Source organism: Variovorax sp. Varisp46, from assembly GCF_059491885.1.
On the sequence record NZ_CP168515.1, the window covers coordinates 4,674,516 to 4,692,262 of the forward strand.

Here is a 17,747-nt window from a genome sequence, read left to right on the forward strand (position 1 = left end):
CCGGACAAGGCTGAACTTCGACCAAATTCAGATCGAAGCGAGGCGGGCGATACGAGCTTCAAAAGCAAAAAGCCGCCCCGAGGGCGGCTTCTTGACCGAGCAATCGGGAAGGCCGATTACTTTTTCTGGCGGTACTTGCGCAGCGCAGCGATCTGGGCGGCCATCACGGCCAGCTCCGATTGCGCCATCGCGATGTCGATGTCGCTCTTCGCATTCTTCAGTGCTTCCTCGGCTGCGGCCTTGGCCACATTGGCCTTTTCGTCGTCGAGGTCCTTGCCGCGGATCGCGGTGTCGGACAGCACGGTGACGGCATTCGGCTGCACTTCGAGAATGCCGCCGGCCACGAAGACGAACTCCTCGCCGCCGTCGGCCGTTTCGATGCGCACGGCGCCGGGGCGGATGCGCGTGATCAGCGGGGTGTGGCGCGGGTAGATGCCGAGCTCACCGGCTTCACCGGGCAGCGCGACGAACTTGGCTTCGCCCGAGAAGATCGACTCTTCCGCGCTGACCACGTCCACATGAATGGTGCCTGCCATGGTGATTCCTTCTTAAGCGACCTTCTTGGCCTTTTCGAACGCCTCGTCGATGCTGCCCACCATGTAGAACGCTTGTTCCGGCAGGTGGTCGGCTTCGCCGTTCACGATCATCTTGAAACCACGGATGGTTTCGGCCAGCGGCACGTACTTGCCAGGCGAGCCCGTGAACACTTCGGCCACGTGGAACGGCTGCGACAGGAAACGCTGGATCTTGCGGGCGCGGGCCACGGCGAGCTTGTCGTCGGGAGCCAGTTCGTCCATGCCCAGGATGGCGATGATGTCGCGCAGTTCCTTGTAGCGCTGCAGCGTGCCTTGCACGGCGCGGGCCACGTTGTAGTGCTCTTCGCCGACCACGTTCGGGTCGAGCTGGCGCGAGGTCGAGTCCAGCGGGTCCACGGCGGGGTAGATACCGAGCGAAGCGATGTCGCGCGACAGCACCACGGTGGAGTCCAGGTGGGCGAAGGTCGTTGCGGGCGACGGGTCGGTCAAGTCGTCGGCAGGGACGTACACGGCCTGGATCGAGGTGATCGAGCCGACCTTGGTCGACGTGATCCGCTCCTGCAGGCGGCCCATTTCCTCGGCCAGCGTCGGCTGGTAGCCCACGGCGGAAGGCATGCGGCCCAGCAGAGCCGACACTTCGGTACCGGCCAGCGTGTAGCGGTAGATGTTGTCCACGAAGAACAGCACGTCGCGGCCTTCGTCGCGGAACGACTCGGCAATGGTCAGGCCGGTCAGCGCCACGCGCAGACGGTTGCCCGGGGGTTCGTTCATCTGGCCGTAGACCATGGCGACCTTCGAGTCTTCGAGCTTCTCGAGGTTCACCACGCCGGAGTCGGCCATCTCGTGATAGAAGTCGTTGCCTTCGCGGGTACGTTCACCCACACCGGCGAACACCGACAGACCCGAGTGAGCCTTGGCGATGTTGTTGATGAGTTCCATCATGTTCACGGTCTTGCCCACGCCGGCGCCGCCGAACAGGCCCACCTTGCCGCCCTTGGCGAACGGGCACACCAGGTCGATCACCTTGATGCCGGTTTCCAGCAGGTCTTGCGAAGGCGACAGTTCGTCGTACGCGGGAGCCTTGCGATGGATCGAAGCGGTGAGCTCCTGGCCGACCGGGCCGCGTTCGTCGATGGGCGCGCCCAGCACGTCCATGATGCGGCCGAGCGTGGCCTTGCCCACGGGCACCGTGATGGGTGCGCCGGTGTTCTTCACGATGATGCCGCGGCGCAGGCCGTCGGACGAGCCCAGCGCAATCGTGCGCACCACGCCGTCGCCGAGCTGCTGCTGGACTTCGAGAGTCAGCGCGCTGCCTTCGAATTTCAAGGCGTCGTACACCTTGGGCATCTGGTCACGCGGGAACTCCACGTCGACCACGGCGCCGATACATTGGACAATTTTTCCTTCAGCCATGGCGTTTCCTTCTGGATGGATCTCAATAAATTTGCGACAGGTTCTTGCAGAAGCGTCCTGGTGCCGAAACGGGCCGCTTTTGCAAGAATGCCGGACGGGCCGGCACCCTTGAGTTTCTTGTCGTCGTCAGCTCATCAGCACTTCATGGCCGTTGCTTGCGCAGCGAAGGCGTCCGAAGCTGCCTTGCAGGCCTGGCCCAGTGCAGCCTTGTCCGCGCCCATCGAAGCCCAGGTGGCCTTCGTCTGGTCGAGGTTGGCCTTCATCGCGTCGGCGGCAGCACCGCTTTGCGAAGAAACGCACGCCTGCACCTTGGCGAGGTAGTCGTTGCACTCCTGCGGCAGGTCGGCCGATGCTGTCGGGGCTGCTGCGGCGGGAGCGGCCGGCGCTGCTGCGGGAGCTGGGGCCGGAGCGGGCGCTGCGGGTGCAGCGGCGGGAGCCGGTGCAGGCGCAGGCGCCTCTTCCTTCTTGGAGCAGGCAGTCAGGGCGGCGGCAACCGCCACCAGGGCAAGAATCTTCTTCATTTTGCGCAGAGTCCCCTAAAAATAGGCCTTGGATTAGCGAACGCGCAGAGCGCGTCCGATCAGCAACGCGGCCTGTTGCATTGCCTCGATCAAACGCCTGCGGCCGCAGCCGCGCCGGACACGATCTCGGACAGCTCCTTGGTGATGCCGGCCTGGCGGGTCTTGTTGTAGACCAGCTTCAGTTCGCTGATCACGTTGCCCGCGTTGTCGGTCGCAGCCTTCATGGCCACCATGCGCGCCGAATGCTCGGACGCCATGTTTTCGGCCACGGCCTGGTACACCAGCGATTCCACGTAGCGCACCAGCAGCTCGTCGATCACGCTTTGCGCGTCGGGTTCGTAGATGTAGTCCCACGAATGATGGCCCGACTCGACCTGCAGCGTCTCGGCCTTCAGCGGTAGCAGTTGCTCCACCATCGGCTCTTGCTTGATGGTGTTGATGAACTTCGTGTAGCACAGGTACACAGCCGACAGCTTGCCTTCGGCATAGGCGTCGAGCAGCGTCTTGACCGGCCCGATGAGCTTGTCGAGATGCGGCGTGTCACCCAGATGCGTCACATGCGCCACCACGCGGGCGCCGATGCGGTTCAGGAAACCCAGACCCTTGCTGCCGATGGCAACCGACTCGACCACGTTGCCCGCTGCCTGCGCTTCGCGCAGCTTGGCCGTCACGGCACGCAGCAGGTTGGTGTTCAAGCCGCCGCACAGGCCCTTGTCGCTGGTCACGATGATGAAACCGACGCCCTTGGCCTCGGTCGTCTTCATGAACGCGTGGGTGTACTCCGGGTTCGCCTTGCCGAGATTGGCCGCGATGTTGCGGATCTTTTCGCTGTAGGGGCGAGCGGCGCGCATGCGTTCCTGCGCCTTGCGCATCTTGGAAACCGAGACCATTTCCATGGCCTTGGTGATCTTCTTGGTGTTTTCCACCGATTTGATCTTGCCGCGGATTTCCTTACCAGCTGCCATGAGAGCTCCTTCTTGCGTCGATCAAGGCGTCGATCAGGCGAACGACTTCTTGAACGAAGTGGCGGCGGCCAGCAGTTCGGCTTCCGCGTCCTGGCAGACCTTCTTGAAAGCCTTCTTCTCGTCGCTGTCGTCGGCCTTCGCGGGCTTCGGGTCCCACTTGGCGCCGTTCTTTTCCATCGTGGCCAGCAGGGGTGCGTGGCTCGACTTGAGGAACTGGTGGAAGCCGTGTTCGAACGAGAGAACCTTCTTGACGTCGATGTCGTCCATGAAGCCCTTGTTCACCGCGAACAGCGTGGCGCTCATCAGCGAGATGGGCAGCGGGCTGTACTGGGTCTGCTTGAGCAGTTCGGTCACGCGGGCACCGCGGTCGAGCTGCTTGCGGGTGGCTTCGTCGAGGTCCGAGGCGAACTGGGCGAAGGCCGCGAGTTCGCGGTACTGCGCCAGGTCGGTACGGATACCGCCGGACTGGTTCTTCACCAGGTTGGTCTGCGCCGACGAACCCACGCGCGACACCGAAATACCGGCGTTGATGGCGGGACGGATACCGGCGTTGAACAGGTTGGTTTCCAGGAAGATCTGGCCGTCGGTGATCGAGATCACGTTGGTCGGCACGAAAGCGGACACGTCGCCGGCTTGCGTTTCGATGATCGGCAGTGCGGTCAGCGAGCCGGTCTTGCCCTTGACTTCACCCTTGGTGAAAGCTTCGACGTAGTCGGCGTTCACGCGGGCTGCGCGCTCGAGCAGGCGGCTGTGGAGATAGAACACGTCGCCGGGGTAGGCTTCGCGGCCTGGCGGGCGGCGCAGCAGCAGCGAGACCTGGCGGTAGGCCACGGCTTGCTTGGACAGGTCGTCATAGACGATCAGCGCGTCCTGGCCGCGGTCGCGGAAGTATTCACCCATCGTGCAGCCCGAGTAGGCCGACACGTACTGCATGGCCGCCGATTCGGAAGCCGATGCCGCCACCACGATGGTGTAGTCCATCGCGCCGGCTTGTTCGAGTGCGCGCACCACGTTCTTGATCGACGAAGCCTTCTGGCCGATCGCAACGTAGACGCAGGTCATGTTCTGACCCTTCTGGTTGATGATCGCGTCGATGGCGACAGCCGTCTTGCCGGTCTGGCGGTCGCCGATGATCAGCTCGCGCTGGCCACGGCCGACGGGCACCATCGAGTCGACGGACTTCAGGCCGGTCTGCATCGGCTGGTCGACGGACTTCCGTGCGATCACGCCGGGAGCGACCTTTTCGATCACGTCGGTCATCTTGGCGTTGATGGGACCCTTGCCGTCGATCGGCTGGCCCAGGGCATTCACCACGCGGCCGATGAGTTCAGGACCCACGGGCACTTCCAGGATGCGGCCCGTGCACTTGACGGTGTCGCCTTCGGAGATGTGCTCGTACTCGCCCAGAATCACGGCGCCGACGGAGTCGCGCTCGAGGTTCAGTGCGAGGCCGAACGACGGGGTGCCGTCTGCGCTCGGCGGGAATTCAAGCATTTCGCCTTGCATCGCGTCCGACAGGCCGTGCACGCGCACGATGCCGTCGGTCACCGAAACCACGGTGCCTTCGTTGCGGATGTTGGCGCTGACCCCGAGGCCCTCGATGCGGCTCTTGATCAGTTCGGAAATTTCTGCGGGATTGAGTTGCATGACTCTTTCCTTCTTTCTTTGTAAGGCGATGGAGACCGGTCAGGCCGCCAGCGCAACTTTCATTTGTTCAAGGCGCGCTTTGACGGAGGTGTCGAGCACCTCGTCGCCGACCACCACACGAATGCCACCGATCAGTTCCGGCTCCTGCTGGACCGTGACCTGCAGCTTGCGACCGAAGCGCTTTTCGAGCGCGGCCGCCACACTGGCCAGAGCCGAGACTTCGATCGGGAAAGCGCTGTAGACCACGGCGTCGGACGAGCCGCTCTTCGCGTTGGACAGTGTCCGGAACTGCTTCGCAATTTCCGGCAGCACCGAGAAACGCCCGTTCTCGAGGAGCGCAGCCAGGAAGTTCTGGGCCATTGCGGGCAACGGCGCAGCGAATGCACCGGCGACCACGCCGAGAACCTGCTCGGCCGTAACCTTGGGGTTGTCGGCGAGTTGCTGGAGCTCCGGATTGGCTCCGATGGCGGCAAGCTTTTCGAGCCAGACGCTGGTTCCGGCGACGTCGGACGACGACGCCTTGAAAAGCGCCTCGGCGTAGGGGCGTGCAATGGTGGCGAGTTCAGCCATGGCTTCTATCAGAGTTCGGTCTGCAGGCGGGCGAGCAAATCGGCGTGAACGCCCGCATTCACTTCCTTGCGCAGAATCTGCTCTGCGCCCTTGACGGCCAGTGCAGCAACCTGCTCGCGCAGGGCTTCACGGGCCTTCAGTGCCTGCTGGTCGGCTTCGACGCGTGCGGCTGCAACGATCTTGTTGCCTTCCTCGGTCGCGCGGGCCTTGGCCTCTTCAACGATGGCCTGGGCGCGACGTTCGGCGTCGGCAAGACGCTGTGCGGACTCGTTGCGCGCCTGGCCCAGTTCGGCTTCCACGCGCTTGTTGGCGGCGGACAGCTCGGACTTGGCCTTGTCGGCGGCAGCGAGGCCTTCGGCGATCTTCGCAGCGCGGTCGTCCAGCGCTTTCGCGATCGGCGGCCACACGAACTTCATCGTGAACCCGACCAGGATCAGGAACACGATCATCTGAACGATCAGGGTACCGGTAATGCTCACTTTTCACCCTCTCTTTGGGATTGAATCGAAGCCATTCGCTAGGGGACTAGGGAACGACGACGCAGGTCCGACGAGAAAGACTTACTTCGGCAGGTTGGCGATCTGAGCCAGGAACGGGTTGGCCGTTGCGAACCACAGAGCGATACCGGTGCCGATAATGAAAGCGGCGTCGATCAGACCAGCCAGCAGGAACATCTTGGTTTGAAGTTCGCCCATGAGTTCAGGCTGACGTGCGGCCGACTCGAGGTACTTGCTGCCCATGATGCCGATGCCGATACATGCGCCCACAGCGCCCAGACCGATGATCAGGCCGGCGGCCAGTGCAACAAAGCTAATAACTTCCATGATGACTCCTAGAGGACTTTGGTTGAAGAGAAAACGAAAAACAAAAAACGAAAGCGGATGATCAGTGGTGATCGTGGGCCTGGCCGATGTAGACCAGCGTCAGCATCATGAACACGAAGGCTTGCAGCGTGATGATCAGGATGTGGAAGATGGCCCAGGCCGTGCCCGCGATGATGTGGCCGATGGCCAGGCCGATGCCGGTGGCCGACACGGACCAGGCACCGCCCATCAGGGCGATCAGCAGGAAGATCAGTTCGCCGGCGTACATGTTGCCGAACAACCGCATGCCGTGCGAGACCGTCTTGGCGATGAACTCGATCATCTGCATGGCGAAGTTGAAGGGGTACAGCGCCCAGTGGTTGCCGAAGGGTGCGGTGAACAGCTCGTGGATCCAGCCGCCGGCGCCCTTGATCTTGATGTTGTAGAAGATGCAGATCAGCAGCACGGCCACCGACATGCCCATCGTCACCGAGAGGTCGGCGGTAGGCACGACGCGCAGGTAGGCGTGGTGCGGGTCTTCACCCGCGATGTGGAAGATCTTGGCCCAGATCGCCGGGAACAAATCGACCGGAAACAGGTCCATTGCGTTCAGCAGGAAGATCCACACGAAGATGGTAAGGGCCAGCGGTGCGACGAACTTGCGGCTCGTGGCGTTGTGGACGATGCCCTTGGCTTGCTGGTCGACCATTTCAACCAGCAGTTCGACGGCAGCCTGGAAGCGGCCCGGAACGCCCGACGTGGCCTTGCGTGCAGCCAGCCAGAGCAACCAGCAGCCCAGGACACCCAGAGCGATGGAGAAAAACAGCGAATCGAAGTTGAAGACCGAAAGATCGGCCACACCTGCAGGCTTGGAGCTTTGCAGATGCGTCAAGTGGTGAACGATGTATTCACCAGCGGTCTGACCATGTTCCGCAGCGTTTTCAGCAGCCATTCCGTTACTCGTCTCGTTGTTGCCGGCGCCGGGGCGAGAACATCACCGCCAACCAGGCCGCCTTCATTGTCACCACCAGGCCGATCAGCATTGCTGGCCAGCTCAGCGCCGTTATCAGCCTCGGCGCGGCGATCAGCATCGCCACGGACAAGGCCATCTTGACCATTTCCCAGAGGAAGAATCCGAACACCGCAGTGCCTGGATTCAGGGAAGAGAACCTGCCGGTCAACCCGCGTGCGAACACCGCCGCCGGAATGACCACCGCGATCGCGCCATAAGCGGCGGACCAACCCAGATTTTGCCTCCCCGTCAGTCCCCAGGCGGCCAGAGCCACCACCAGACCGACAACCAACTGCCCCGCGACCACCCGCCATGGGGAGACCGAAGGGTTCTTTGCCCGCAGTTCACGCGCCTCATCGGCGGTCAACGGCTTGAATTCTGCGTCGAGGTCTTCAGCGACCTCCGAGTCTTGACGGGCGATTTTTTTCATTTCGAATGAAGCCCGGATGACGACCCAGAATTTCTACAAAGCCATTGATTATAAGTAAAAACCCAGCCTGTCCCGCCACCCGTGCTGCCGCGCATGCAAATCGATGCCGCATTCCCTGACGCGAACCCGACGCGGCGCACGCAACCATAATTCCGGCATGCACCCTATCACCGATGCCCTGCCCGCCACGCTTTGTTACCTCGATGGCGAATACACCGCCCTGCGCGACGCGAAGATCAGCGTCCTCGACCGAGGCTTCATTTTCGGCGACGGCATCTACGAATACGTCCCCGTCTACTTCGGCCAGCCCTTCTGCTTCGAGGAGCACATGGCCCGCCTCGACCGCTCGCTCGCCGAACTGCAGATCGAGAACCCGCTGTCGCTCGCGCAGTGGCGCGAGATCGTGATGCGGCTGGTCGCGCCCGGCGGCAACGCCCCCCAGTCCGTTTACTTTCAGGTGACGCGCGGCGTGGCCCCGCGCGACCACGCGATGGTGCGCGGCATCCGCCCGACGGTGTTCGTGATGGTGAACCCGCTGCCGCCCATCTCCGATGCCATCCGCGCCAAGGGCGTGGCCTGCGTCACCGCGGCCGACTTCCGCTGGCAGAAGGCCCACATCAAGAGCACCAGCCTGCTGGGCGCCGTGCTTGCGCGCCAGATCAGCGTGGAAGCCGGCGCGACCGAGACCATCATGTTCCGCGACGAATGGCTCAGCGAGGCCTCGTCGAGCAACGTGTGGATCGTGAAGGACGGCACGCTGGCGGGCCCGCCGAAGAACAACCTCGTGCTGACCGGCATCCGCTACGGGCTGCTCGAGCGCCTGTGCAAGGCGCAGGGCATTGCGTTCGCGCTGCGCCCTATCTCGCGCGACGAGGTGTTCGCCGCCGACGAGCTGCTGATCTCCTCGGCCAGCAAGGAGCTGCTGCCCGTCGTGAGCCTCGACGGGCAGGCTATTGGCAATGGCCGCCCCGGCCCCATCTACCAGAGCTTGTATGCGGCCTACCAGCAGGCCAAGCAACACAACGCACAGAAACACGGAGCCCCGGCATGACCGACAACACGACCACCACCGACACCACCGCGATCCCCGATCCGCGCAAGGAATCGCTGATCGAGTACCCCTCGCAGTTTCCGATCAAGGTGATGGGCGCCAAGGTCGACGGCTTCGTGCACGCCGTCACCCAGATCGCCGAGCGCTTCGATCCCGCCTTCGACGCCACCACCGTCGAGCTGCGCGACAGCAAGGCCGGCAACTACCTCGGCGTGACCATCACCGTCACGGCCACCAGCCGCGAGCAGCTCGACGACATCTACCGCGCGCTGTCGGCGCATCCGATGGTCAAGGTCGTGCTTTGACCCCCGTGCCGTCCGCACGGCGAACCACGCCATGACAGGCACCGCCGCCATCGAGCTGCGCCCGCTGGGCCGCGTCGATTACGCCGACACCTTCGCGGCAATGAAGCAGTTCACGCAGGAGCGCACAGCGGACACGCCCGATGCACTATGGGTTTGCGAACACGCCCCGGTCTTCACGCAAGGCATTGCGGGCAAGCAGGACCACATCCTGAACCCCGGCGCCATTCCCGTCGTGCAGACCGACCGCGGCGGCCAGGTCACGTTCCACGGCCCCGGCCAGGTGGTGGCCTACCCGCTGATCGACCTGCGCCGCGCGGGCTACTTCGTCAAGGAATACGTCTATCGCATCGAGGAATCGGTGCTGCGCACGCTGGCTCATTTCGGCGTCACCGGCCACCGCGTGGCGAGCGCACCGGGCATCTACGTACGGCTGGACGACCCGTTCTCGCACGCGATGCTGAAAGCATCGCCTTCAAACGGTTCGGCGCTGGCCGGCCCGCTGCCTGCGGGCGACCCGTTTCGCGGTCTCGGCAAGATCGCCGCGCTGGGCATCAAGGTGAGCCGCCACGCCACCTACCACGGCGTGGCGCTCAATGTCGAGATGGACCTCGAACCCTTCTCCCGCATCAACCCATGCGGGTATGCGGGGCTGCAGACGGTCGACCTTTCTACAATCGGCATCCAAACCACATGGGAAGAAGCCGCCACGGTGCTGAGCCAGAAGCTCGGCGCCTTCCTCGCGCCTTGACACACCAATGAGCACCACAGAAGTCGTCCGCGACGCCCAAAGCGCCGAAAACTACAACCCGCTGGCCAAGCAGAAGGCCGCGGCCAAGCTCTCGCGCATCCCCGTCAAGGTGGTGCAGCAGGGCGAGGTGCTCAAGAAGCCCGAGTGGATCCGCGTCAAGGCCGGCAGCCCGACCACGCGCTTCTACGAGATCAAGCAGATCCTGCGCGAGAGCAACCTGCACACGGTCTGCGAAGAGGCCTCGTGCCCGAACATCGGCGAATGCTTCGGCAATGGCACGGCCACCTTCATGATCATGGGCGACAAGTGCACGCGCCGCTGCCCGTTCTGCGACGTGGGCCATGGCCGCCCCGACCCGCTCGACAAGGACGAGCCGCTCAACCTGGCCAAGACCATCGCCAAGCTGCGCCTGAAGTACGTGGTGATCACCAGCGTCGACCGCGACGACCTGCGCGACGGCGGCAGCCAGCACTTCGTCGACTGCATCCGCAACATCCGCGAGCTCTCGCCGACGACGCAGATCGAGATCCTCGTGCCCGACTTCCGCGGCCGCGACGACCGCGCCCTTGAAATCCTCAAGGCCGCGCCGCCCGACGTGATGAACCACAACCTCGAGACCGCGCCGCGCCTGTACAAGGAAGCGCGCCCCGGCAGCGACTACCAGTTCAGCCTGAACCTGCTGAAGAAGTTCAAGGCGCTGCACCCCGACGTGCCGACCAAGAGCGGCATCATGGTGGGCCTCGGCGAGACCGACGAGGAGATCCTGCAGGTCATGCGCGACATGCGCGCGCACGGCATCGACATGCTGACCATCGGCCAGTACCTGTCGCCGTCGGGCTCGCACCTGCCGGTGCGCCGCTACGTGCACCCGGACACCTTCAAGATGTTCGAGGAAGAGGCCTACAAGATGGGCTTCAGCCACGCGGCCGTGGGCGCGATGGTGCGCTCCAGCTACCACGCCGACCAGCAGGCAGGACACGTTCTGGCCGGCGCGCCCTCGCTCGATTGAACGCCGCGGCGACCGTCCCAGCGGCGGACGCGCCGCAGTCAGGCAGGCCCCTGCACATCCTGCTGGCGATGTGCTATCTCGTGCATCGCACGGGGGCGGAAATGTTCACCCGCGACCTGGCGCTGTGGCTGCGCCGCCGCGGCCACGCCGTCACGATCTTTGCAACGGCCTTCGGGGACATGGCCGACGAACTGCGCTTTGCCTCGATTGCCTGCGTCACCGAACTGAGCGACATTGCGGCGCGGCCGGACGTGATCATCGGCAACACCCACCACGAGACGGTTCGCGCGCTGCTGCATTTCCACGACGTGCCGGTCCTCACGATATGCCACGACCGAAGCGCCGAACACGGACGCCCGGCGCAGTTCACGCAGGTCGTATGCCATGTGGCCGTCGACGAGAACTGCGCCGAGCGCCTGGTGCACGAGTTCGGCATCGCGCGCGAACGCATCGAGCTGATCCAGAACGGGATCGATCTTTCGCGCTTTCCGCGGCGCGGCGGGCTGCCGGCCCGGCCCCGGACGGCGCTGGTCTTCAGCAACTACGCCTCGCACGACGCGCAGCTCGAGGAAATCCGCGCCGCCTGCGTGCAGCGCGGACTGTCGCTGGACGTGATCGGCAGCGGCACCGGCAACCACCTGCCCGACCCGGCCGAGGCACTCGGCCGCTACGACATCGTCTTCGGCAAGGGGCGCTGCGCCACCGAGGCACTGTGCACCGGCAACGCGGTGGTGGTGCTCGATCCGAGTTCGGGCATGGGCGAGATGGTGACGGCGGCCACCGTGGCCCACGCGCGGCGCTGGAATTTCGGCCGGGCGCTGCTGATCCGGCCGATCACGCGGGAGAACGTGGGCGCCGAACTCGATCGATACGACGCCGAGGATGCGGGCAAGGCCGGCGAATGGATGCGTGCGCATGGCGGCCTCGACGCAACGCTCGGCGCGCTTGAGCGCTGCGCGCAGCGCATGGCCCTGCAGCACCCCGTGATCGAGGTGCCCGCAAGCCAGCGCGCGAATGAGGTGGCCCGCTATATGGAGGACTGGATCCGGCGCGGCAACCCGTCGGCGGCGCATCTGGCTGTTGCGTCCTTGCAGCAGCACATCGGGTGGCTTCAGCAATCCTTCAACGACCATCAACGCATGCATCAGGCTCGAATCGACGCGCTGCAGGCAGAGCTGCAACGCCAGGCCGAAGAGGCACGCCGGCAGATGGAGCTCGCCGCCATGCAGGCCGCAGCGCAGATCGCCATGCAGACCGCCGCGCAGGCTGCACAGGCGGCGCAATCGAACGCCGACTGCAACGCACGGCTGGCCGAAGCCGAGCAGCAGACCCGGCAGGCGCGCACCGAACTCGCCCTGCTCCAGGCACAGCTGCGCGAGGTCTACGCCAGCCGTTCGTGGCGTGTGACCGGACCGCTGCGGCGGGTATCAACCCTCGTCCGGCCCGGCAGTCCGCGCGCATGAAGGCGCTGGTGATCGCCGCCCATTCGGGGCACGAACTGCTGCTGTGGAAGTGGCTGCGCAACGAGCGGCCGGATTTCGTGGTGCTGACCAACGGCGCCGGTTCGAGCGGCGTGCCGCGGCTCGAACCGACGATCGACAACCTCGCACGCGCGGGGGCCCGCTGGATTGCGGATGTGGTGCAGCCGGTTGCCGATGCCGACATCTACCGGGCGCTGCTCGAAGGCGACACGCGCCTGTTCACGCAGTGGGTCCACGCCTTGACGACGCACGTCGTGGAGCAAGGCATCGACTGCATCGTTGCCGATGAAGCCGAGGACTACAACCCTTCGCACGACCTGTGCCGCCTGCTGGCCAACCAGGTCGCCGCGCACGCCGTGGCGCGCGGCCGCACGGTCGTATCGCTCGGCTATCCCACCGTGGGCCATCCGAGTCCACCGGCACGGCTGGCTTCCGAGCGCCATGTCATGGTCGAGCTCGACGGCCCCGAGTTGCAGGCCAAGCTCGACGACATGCACGGTTACGCGCACAGCTTCGGCGGCCAGCTGGAACGCGAGCTGGCGGGCTTCATCGCCGAGTTCGGCGCCCAGGCTTACGGCCGGGAATGCCTCTTCGCCGCGCAGCCCACGCGCTATGAACTGGCGGAGGCCCCCGCCACCAAACCCGCCTTCGAAATCTTCGGGGAGGAACGCGTCGCGGCCGGCGTCTACAAGCACGTCATCCGCGGCGCGCATCTGCAGGCCGTGGCGGATCGGCTGCGCGACGCGATGCGATGACACATCCATCGATGCCTCGATGACCTTCACGACGCCAGCCCGCGACGACAGCACGACCGCCATCGCCGCCGATACGGCGGCCGCGAGCCCAGTCGACGCCGCACTGGCCCATGCGATCGTGGGCCTTGGCCGCTTCGGCAGCATCCACGCCCGAAAGCTCCTCGCCCTGCGCGGCTTCCAGCTGCGCGCCCTCGTGGATTGCTCGTCGTCGGCCCGCGCCGGCGCAGAACTCGCGGCGCTGCCATTGCTGTCCAGCCTTGACGACCTGCCGCCGGGCATCGCGTCGGCCACCGTTGCCACCAGCGACGACGCGCACGCCGAGCTTGCCCTGTCGTTGATGCGGCGCGGCTGCCACGTGCTGGTCGAAAAGCCGCTTTGCATCGACCGGCACGACGGTGCCCTGATGATCCGCACGGCGCGGCAATGCGGCGTGACGCTGAGCACCGGCCACATCGAGCGCTTCAACCCCGTGTTCGGCACCGTGCTCCTCGCCCGGCTGCGCAATGCCGCGGCAAGCCACCGCCAGGACCAGCGTCCGTTCATGCGGTTTCGCCGCTATTCGACGCGCGTTGCCATGGCCAGGGACAGCGTGCTGGACCTGATGGTGCACGACCTCGACCTGCTCGCCTGGCTGTGCGCGATTCCCGCGGAAGCGCCAATGGAAGTGCTCGCACGGCACATCGACGTGCACAGCGTGCGTGCGCGCGTGCGGCTGGGCACGTTGGTCGCCGAATTCGAGAGCGGCTACGCCAGCACGCCGGCAATCGCTCGATTGCAGGTGTGCGACGGCCACCGGGAGCAGTTGCTGGACCTGCGCAGCGGCGCGCGTTCGACGACGACGACAGGCGACGACGCCCTGGCACGGCAGTACCACGGCTTCAGGCGCGCCATCCTGGGCCAGGCCAGCCGCGTCGCGTCGGGTGCCGATGGCCTGGCGGCCGTGACCCGGGCTTGCCAGATACTGCACGCATGAAGATCCCGCTGTTCCGGTCGGCCGCATCCACCGAGCCGAAAGCGGCGCACCTGGCCCAGTCCCTCGCCGCAGTGCTGCGCAGCGGCGTGTACATCCTCGGTCCGCAGGCCGAGGCTTTCGAGGCACGGCTGTCCGGCCTGCTGCAAGGCCGCGAGACCGTGGCGGTGGGATCGGGCTCCGAAGCGCTTCTGCTGGCCTTCAAGAGCCTCGGCATCGGAAGCGCGGGCGGAGGAGACGCGCTGGACGAGGTCCTGCTGCCGAGCTACACCTTCGTCGCCTGCGCGGAAGCGGTGCTCGCCGCGGGCGCGCGGCCGGTCTTCGTCGACAGTGCGCCGGACGACTTCCTGCCGACGCTCGCGCATTTCCGCGACGCCCGCACGCCGCGCACCCGCGCAATCCTCGCGGTCGGCCTCTTCGGCGACCCGAGCGGCCTGCCCGAACTGGCCGCCTACTGCCGCGACGAGAAGCTGTGGCTGGTCGAGGACGTCGCGCAATGCCTGGGCGCCCATGCCGCCGGCACCTGGGGCGACGCCGCGGCAATGAGCTTCTATCCGACCAAGACCCTCGGCGCCGCCGGCGACGCCGGTGCGCTGGCCTTCAGGGATCCGCAGCATGCCCACAAGGCGCGGCTGCTGCGCAACCACGGCTACGCCGACGGCCGGCACCACTGCCTCGGACACAACAGCCGCATGGACGAATTGCAGGCCTGTCTGCTCAATGCCGCGCTGGACGACTTTCCGGACAACATCGCGCGACGGCGCGCCATCGCAGCGCGCTACATGGCGGCCTGGGCGGACCGTCCGATCGGTTTGCCGCGAGGCTCGGCGGGCCACGCGTGGAACTATTTCGTCATCACCCTGCCCGGCCCCCGCGAACGCGCGGCCTTCGCGGCGCAGCTGGCGGCATCCGGAATCGCCACCCGGATCTACTACGAGCAACCGCTGCACCTGCACGAGGCGCTGCGGCCCTGGCACGGCACCCGCGCCCTGCCGCACAGCGAAAAACTGGCCGGCTGCTCACTCGCATTGCCGCTCTATCCGATGCTCGGCGACGAGGAAATCGAGTACATCATCGGCGTCGTACGGCAAGCTTCCGACGCATAGCGGCAGCCAACGCCGCGGGACCACATCGAAAGGGAGAACGGATCAGATGGCCACCATCCTGACCACGCTGGCCACACGCCCTGTCGAGGGCCTGGTCGAGAACCACGCAGCCTATGCGCGCCGGTACGGCTATGCGCACCGCATCGCCGACAGCACCCATGTGTGGGGTCCGCGCCAGCCGGTCTTCTTCCGCTACCACGCGATCTACCAGCACCTGGCGCAAGCCGACGAGGGCAGCCTGCTGCTGGTACTCGACCAGTTCGCTGTCGTCTACTGGCCCCGATCGCTGGAAGAGGTGTTCGACGGCATCGACGCGCTGGTCTGCGCGCAACCCGACGACGACGCGCTCTGCAACACCAGCATGCTGCTGCTGCGCAACACGGCCGCGGTGCGCGAGCAGGTGCGCCAGTTGGTCGACCATGTCTCCCATTGGGCAGTGCGCATCCTGGAGGACAACGAGCAGCCCGAGAACGCGCTGGTCGCCCATGTCTTCCCGCCCCGCCCCTGCGCCCTTCCCCTGCCCAACGGCATCCACGCCAATGTGCAGGCCAACTGGCCCGCGGGCAGCTACTACGAATCGATCCAGGGGGTGCGCCCGCTGGTGGCCAGCGACGCGCCCACCTGGCGCCGCGCAGGCGCCGGAAACCAGTGGACGCCGGCGCTGGACTACGACTTCCGCGGCGTGCAGAACCTCGTGGAGGACGCCGCGGCCCTGGCCGCCGACGAACGCCCGCCCTTCCTCTTACTCGCCGGGACCACGCCCCCACCCGGGGACGACCTGCACCTGAACCCCGGCGCGCGCATCGCCTTCGTCAGCATCTACACGCACCACATCGCCAGCTACGGCCGCATCCACGAAGAAAGCCTCGCGCGCTACTGCCTGCGCCATGGCTACGGCTACCACCTCTACCGCAAGGTGCCCGGCTTTGCAAACGGCCTGACAGGCTCGTGGGCCAAGCCGCACGTCATGCGGCGCCACCTCGCGGAGCACGAGTTCCTGCTGTGGATCGATGCGGACATCCTGGCCATGAACCAGTCGCTGCGCATGGAGCCGCTGGTCGACGGCCGGCAGGCGCTGGTGGGCAACGACCACACGGCCTGGAACATGAACTCCAGCGTGGTCGGCGTGCGCAACACGCCCGCGATGCACGCGCTGGTGGAAGACATCTGCCGGCAGATCGAGGCCGCGCCCGACCGCTCGTCGGTGCACGCCAACGGCGGCGACCAGACCTACTTCGCGAATGTCTTCAATGCCCACGGCCTCGTCACCGAAGCCCAGGTGGTGGACACGCTGTCGCTGGACGCGCCCGCGATCTACGCGACCGCCGACAGCCACTTCGTGCATTTCCCGACGCAGCTGACGCCGCAGCGTGCGGCATCCATGCATTTATGGAACCGGCGCAGCCTGGCGCGCGATGCGTACGAATGCGGCGGCGACACGGCGCAGCCCGAAACAACCGAGTCGTCCCGCTGACGGGGCCGCGCAGCCTCAACCGCGCGTGGCGTTCTCCTTCATCTTCGCCAGCGCGATGGCAATCGCCGCGCCGCCCAGTGTCTTGATCAGCCCCGAGTGCTGCGCATAGAACCGGCTCACCTCGTCGATCACGCCCGCGTGCTGCTGCTCGGCATGCGCGGCAATCTCGGTCACCTGCGCAGGCGACAGCTGCGAGGCCTGGTCGGGCGTGACCTGCGTCTGCCCCGGCTGCAGCATGCGGCCGAGCACGCCGCCGGCCAGCGCCGAGGCCGCTGCCGGGCCCAGCGTGGCCAGGATCTGGTTGAGCACGCCGGCCTGCTGCTGCGGCGACGACTGGCCGAACAGCTTGCCCACCATGTCGCCGAAAGGCGGCGTCTGGTCGGATCGCATGGCCGCGGCGAGCCCCGCACCGACTTCGTCGGTCGATGCCTGCTGCGTGACCTTGTCGAGGTGGGCCTCGGGGCTGCCGTTGCCGCCGATGGCCTGCTGGAGGATGTCGAGTAAACCCATGGAGATCTCCTTGTTACCGGGCCACGAGATGCCAGACCCCGAGCAGCAGGGCCGCGCCGATCACCGAGGCGATGAAGCCGGCGCCCGCGCCCGCAGCGTACAGCCCCAGGGCCTGTCCTGCATAGGTCGCCACCAGCGACCCGGCAATGCCCAGGACCACGGTGAGGATGAACCCCATGGAGTTGTTGCCCGGAAAGATGGCGCGGGCGATCAGCCCCGCGATGAAGCCGATCAAGATGGTCCAGATGATGTGCAAGAGAGACTCCCTGTCTGTTGAAAAAAGATGATGCGGGATCGTTGCCCGCCCATCCTGAGCGCGGCCTGACGGTACGCCCTCCGACAGCCGCGCGGTCGCCAAGGAGCTGGCCGAAAGCGGCAGCATTTCGCTATCCTGCCGGCTGCTCAAGAAGAAGGAATGACCTTGCAAACGCGCCCTGCCGT

The 17,747-nt window shown here is 65.8% G+C and carries 21 protein-coding genes; 9 read left to right on the forward strand and 12 right to left on the reverse strand.

Going from position 1 to position 17,747, the window contains the following annotated elements; all coding sequences use genetic code 11:
* Nucleotides 1–116: 116 nt before the first annotated feature.
* The 10 genes from ACEN9N_RS22070 to ACEN9N_RS22115 form a co-directional block, all read right to left on the reverse strand.
* Entirely contained in the window at nucleotides 117–536 is a 420-nt protein-coding gene (locus tag ACEN9N_RS22070) for a F0F1 ATP synthase subunit epsilon (RefSeq protein WP_007830205.1), read from the reverse strand.
* A 12-nt stretch (nucleotides 537–548) separates the two neighbouring features.
* Nucleotides 549–1,949 (reverse strand): F0F1 ATP synthase subunit beta, encoded by a 1,401-nt coding sequence (atpD, locus tag ACEN9N_RS22075; RefSeq protein ID WP_007830203.1) that lies wholly within the window; start codon nucleotides 1,947–1,949, stop codon nucleotides 549–551.
* A gap of 134 nt (nucleotides 1,950–2,083) precedes the next feature.
* Nucleotides 2,084–2,470: a hypothetical protein gene (locus ACEN9N_RS22080; RefSeq protein ID WP_007830202.1), complete on the reverse strand. Its 387-nt coding sequence runs from the start codon at nucleotides 2,468–2,470 to the stop codon at nucleotides 2,084–2,086.
* Between the two features lie 89 nt (nucleotides 2,471–2,559).
* Nucleotides 2,560–3,435 (reverse strand): F0F1 ATP synthase subunit gamma, encoded by an 876-nt coding sequence (gene atpG, locus ACEN9N_RS22085; protein ID WP_007830201.1) that lies wholly within the window; start codon nucleotides 3,433–3,435, stop codon nucleotides 2,560–2,562.
* A 33-nt stretch (nucleotides 3,436–3,468) separates the two neighbouring features.
* Nucleotides 3,469–5,082, reverse strand: a complete 1,614-nt coding sequence (atpA, locus tag ACEN9N_RS22090; RefSeq protein ID WP_007830199.1) for a F0F1 ATP synthase subunit alpha — start codon at nucleotides 5,080–5,082, stop codon at nucleotides 3,469–3,471.
* A 39-nt stretch (nucleotides 5,083–5,121) separates the two neighbouring features.
* Nucleotides 5,122–5,652 carry a F0F1 ATP synthase subunit delta gene (locus tag ACEN9N_RS22095; protein WP_007830197.1) on the reverse strand — a complete coding sequence of 177 codons (531 nt, stop codon included), beginning with the start codon at nucleotides 5,650–5,652 and terminating at the stop codon, nucleotides 5,122–5,124.
* An 8-nt stretch (nucleotides 5,653–5,660) separates the two neighbouring features.
* Nucleotides 5,661–6,131: a F0F1 ATP synthase subunit B gene (locus ACEN9N_RS22100; protein WP_007830193.1), complete on the reverse strand. Its 471-nt coding sequence runs from the start codon at nucleotides 6,129–6,131 to the stop codon at nucleotides 5,661–5,663.
* Between the two features lie 81 nt (nucleotides 6,132–6,212).
* Nucleotides 6,213–6,476, reverse strand: coding sequence for a F0F1 ATP synthase subunit C (atpE, locus tag ACEN9N_RS22105; RefSeq protein ID WP_007830191.1), 264 nt, complete (start codon nucleotides 6,474–6,476; stop codon nucleotides 6,213–6,215).
* A gap of 61 nt (nucleotides 6,477–6,537) precedes the next feature.
* Complete coding sequence (gene atpB / locus ACEN9N_RS22110; protein WP_007830189.1) at nucleotides 6,538–7,407, reverse strand: F0F1 ATP synthase subunit A; 870 nt, start codon at nucleotides 7,405–7,407, stop codon at nucleotides 6,538–6,540.
* A gap of 4 nt (nucleotides 7,408–7,411) precedes the next feature.
* The gene (locus tag ACEN9N_RS22115) at nucleotides 7,412–7,897 is read right to left on the reverse strand and encodes an ATP synthase subunit I (protein WP_007830187.1); all 486 of its coding nucleotides are present in this window, start codon (nucleotides 7,895–7,897) and stop codon (nucleotides 7,412–7,414) included.
* 157 nt (nucleotides 7,898–8,054) lie between these two features.
* Here ACEN9N_RS22115 and ACEN9N_RS22120 point away from each other — a divergent pair, with 157 nt between their 5' ends.
* From ACEN9N_RS22120 to ACEN9N_RS22160, 9 genes are all read left to right on the forward strand, one after another.
* Nucleotides 8,055–8,948: a D-amino acid aminotransferase gene (locus tag ACEN9N_RS22120; RefSeq protein WP_478179202.1), complete on the forward strand. Its 894-nt coding sequence runs from the start codon at nucleotides 8,055–8,057 to the stop codon at nucleotides 8,946–8,948.
* A complete protein-coding gene (locus ACEN9N_RS22125) occupies nucleotides 8,945–9,253 on the forward strand; it encodes a YbeD family protein (protein ID WP_007830185.1) in 309 nt (102 codons plus the stop codon). Before ACEN9N_RS22120 ends, ACEN9N_RS22125 begins: the two co-directional genes overlap by 4 nt.
* A 31-nt stretch (nucleotides 9,254–9,284) precedes the next feature.
* A complete protein-coding gene (gene lipB / locus ACEN9N_RS22130; RefSeq protein ID WP_413313334.1) occupies nucleotides 9,285–10,001 on the forward strand; it encodes a lipoyl(octanoyl) transferase LipB in 717 nt (238 codons plus the stop codon).
* A 7-nt stretch (nucleotides 10,002–10,008) separates the two neighbouring features.
* Nucleotides 10,009–11,010, forward strand: a complete 1,002-nt coding sequence (lipA, locus tag ACEN9N_RS22135; RefSeq protein WP_007830183.1) for a lipoyl synthase — start codon at nucleotides 10,009–10,011, stop codon at nucleotides 11,008–11,010.
* Nucleotides 11,011–11,111: 101 nt separating this feature from the next.
* The gene (locus ACEN9N_RS22140) at nucleotides 11,112–12,473 is read left to right on the forward strand and encodes a glycosyltransferase (protein WP_495654531.1); all 1,362 of its coding nucleotides are present in this window, start codon (nucleotides 11,112–11,114) and stop codon (nucleotides 12,471–12,473) included.
* Nucleotides 12,470–13,246: a hypothetical protein gene (locus tag ACEN9N_RS22145; protein ID WP_413313338.1), complete on the forward strand. Its 777-nt coding sequence runs from the start codon at nucleotides 12,470–12,472 to the stop codon at nucleotides 13,244–13,246. Before ACEN9N_RS22140 ends, ACEN9N_RS22145 begins: the two co-directional genes overlap by 4 nt.
* Nucleotides 13,247–13,265: 19 nt before the next feature.
* The gene (locus ACEN9N_RS22150) at nucleotides 13,266–14,219 is read left to right on the forward strand and encodes a Gfo/Idh/MocA family protein (protein ID WP_495654532.1); all 954 of its coding nucleotides are present in this window, start codon (nucleotides 13,266–13,268) and stop codon (nucleotides 14,217–14,219) included.
* Nucleotides 14,216–15,322: a DegT/DnrJ/EryC1/StrS family aminotransferase gene (locus ACEN9N_RS22155; protein ID WP_495654533.1), complete on the forward strand. Its 1,107-nt coding sequence runs from the start codon at nucleotides 14,216–14,218 to the stop codon at nucleotides 15,320–15,322. The genes ACEN9N_RS22150 and ACEN9N_RS22155 overlap by 4 nt, the downstream gene beginning before the upstream one ends.
* Nucleotides 15,323–15,368: 46 nt before the next feature.
* A complete protein-coding gene (locus ACEN9N_RS22160; RefSeq protein ID WP_495654534.1) occupies nucleotides 15,369–16,796 on the forward strand; it encodes a glycosyltransferase family protein in 1,428 nt (475 codons plus the stop codon).
* Nucleotides 16,797–16,811: 15 nt separating this feature from the next.
* On the opposite strand, the gene ACEN9N_RS22165 is transcribed toward ACEN9N_RS22160, so the two are convergent.
* Together ACEN9N_RS22165 and ACEN9N_RS22170 are read right to left on the reverse strand one after the other, a co-directional pair.
* Complete coding sequence (locus tag ACEN9N_RS22165; RefSeq protein WP_007830173.1) at nucleotides 16,812–17,306, reverse strand: hypothetical protein; 495 nt, start codon at nucleotides 17,304–17,306, stop codon at nucleotides 16,812–16,814.
* A 13-nt stretch (nucleotides 17,307–17,319) separates the two neighbouring features.
* Nucleotides 17,320–17,562 carry a GlsB/YeaQ/YmgE family stress response membrane protein gene (locus ACEN9N_RS22170; protein ID WP_413313359.1) on the reverse strand — a complete coding sequence of 81 codons (243 nt, stop codon included), beginning with the start codon at nucleotides 17,560–17,562 and terminating at the stop codon, nucleotides 17,320–17,322.
* Nucleotides 17,563–17,747 lie beyond the last annotated feature (185 nt).

Coding starts and splice junctions, on each gene's coding strand:
- ACEN9N_RS22160 (WP_495654534.1), top strand. CDS start 15,369: ATGGCCACCATCCTGACCACGCTGGCCACACGCCCTGTCGAGGGCCTG.
- lipB (WP_413313334.1), top strand. CDS start 9,285: ATGACAGGCACCGCCGCCATCGAGCTGCGCCCGCTGGGCCGCGTCGAT.
- ACEN9N_RS22080 (WP_007830202.1), bottom strand. CDS start 2,470: ATGAAGAAGATTCTTGCCCTGGTGGCGGTTGCCGCCGCCCTGACTGCC.
- ACEN9N_RS22165 (WP_007830173.1), bottom strand. CDS start 17,306: ATGGGTTTACTCGACATCCTCCAGCAGGCCATCGGCGGCAACGGCAGC.
- atpD (WP_007830203.1), bottom strand. CDS start 1,949: ATGGCTGAAGGAAAAATTGTCCAATGTATCGGCGCCGTGGTCGACGTG.
- ACEN9N_RS22155 (WP_495654533.1), top strand. CDS start 14,216: ATGAAGATCCCGCTGTTCCGGTCGGCCGCATCCACCGAGCCGAAAGCG.
- ACEN9N_RS22070 (WP_007830205.1), bottom strand. CDS start 536: ATGGCAGGCACCATTCATGTGGACGTGGTCAGCGCGGAAGAGTCGATC.
- atpG (WP_007830201.1), bottom strand. CDS start 3,435: ATGGCAGCTGGTAAGGAAATCCGCGGCAAGATCAAATCGGTGGAAAAC.
- ACEN9N_RS22115 (WP_007830187.1), bottom strand. CDS start 7,897: ATGAAAAAAATCGCCCGTCAAGACTCGGAGGTCGCTGAAGACCTCGAC.
- ACEN9N_RS22150 (WP_495654532.1), top strand. CDS start 13,266: ATGACCTTCACGACGCCAGCCCGCGACGACAGCACGACCGCCATCGCC.
- ACEN9N_RS22125 (WP_007830185.1), top strand. CDS start 8,945: ATGACCGACAACACGACCACCACCGACACCACCGCGATCCCCGATCCG.
- atpA (WP_007830199.1), bottom strand. CDS start 5,082: ATGCAACTCAATCCCGCAGAAATTTCCGAACTGATCAAGAGCCGCATC.
- ACEN9N_RS22145 (WP_413313338.1), top strand. CDS start 12,470: ATGAAGGCGCTGGTGATCGCCGCCCATTCGGGGCACGAACTGCTGCTG.
- lipA (WP_007830183.1), top strand. CDS start 10,009: ATGAGCACCACAGAAGTCGTCCGCGACGCCCAAAGCGCCGAAAACTAC.
- ACEN9N_RS22095 (WP_007830197.1), bottom strand. CDS start 5,652: ATGGCTGAACTCGCCACCATTGCACGCCCCTACGCCGAGGCGCTTTTC.
- ACEN9N_RS22120 (WP_478179202.1), top strand. CDS start 8,055: ATGCACCCTATCACCGATGCCCTGCCCGCCACGCTTTGTTACCTCGAT.
- ACEN9N_RS22140 (WP_495654531.1), top strand. CDS start 11,112: ATGTTCACCCGCGACCTGGCGCTGTGGCTGCGCCGCCGCGGCCACGCC.
- atpE (WP_007830191.1), bottom strand. CDS start 6,476: ATGGAAGTTATTAGCTTTGTTGCACTGGCCGCCGGCCTGATCATCGGT.
- atpB (WP_007830189.1), bottom strand. CDS start 7,407: ATGGCTGCTGAAAACGCTGCGGAACATGGTCAGACCGCTGGTGAATAC.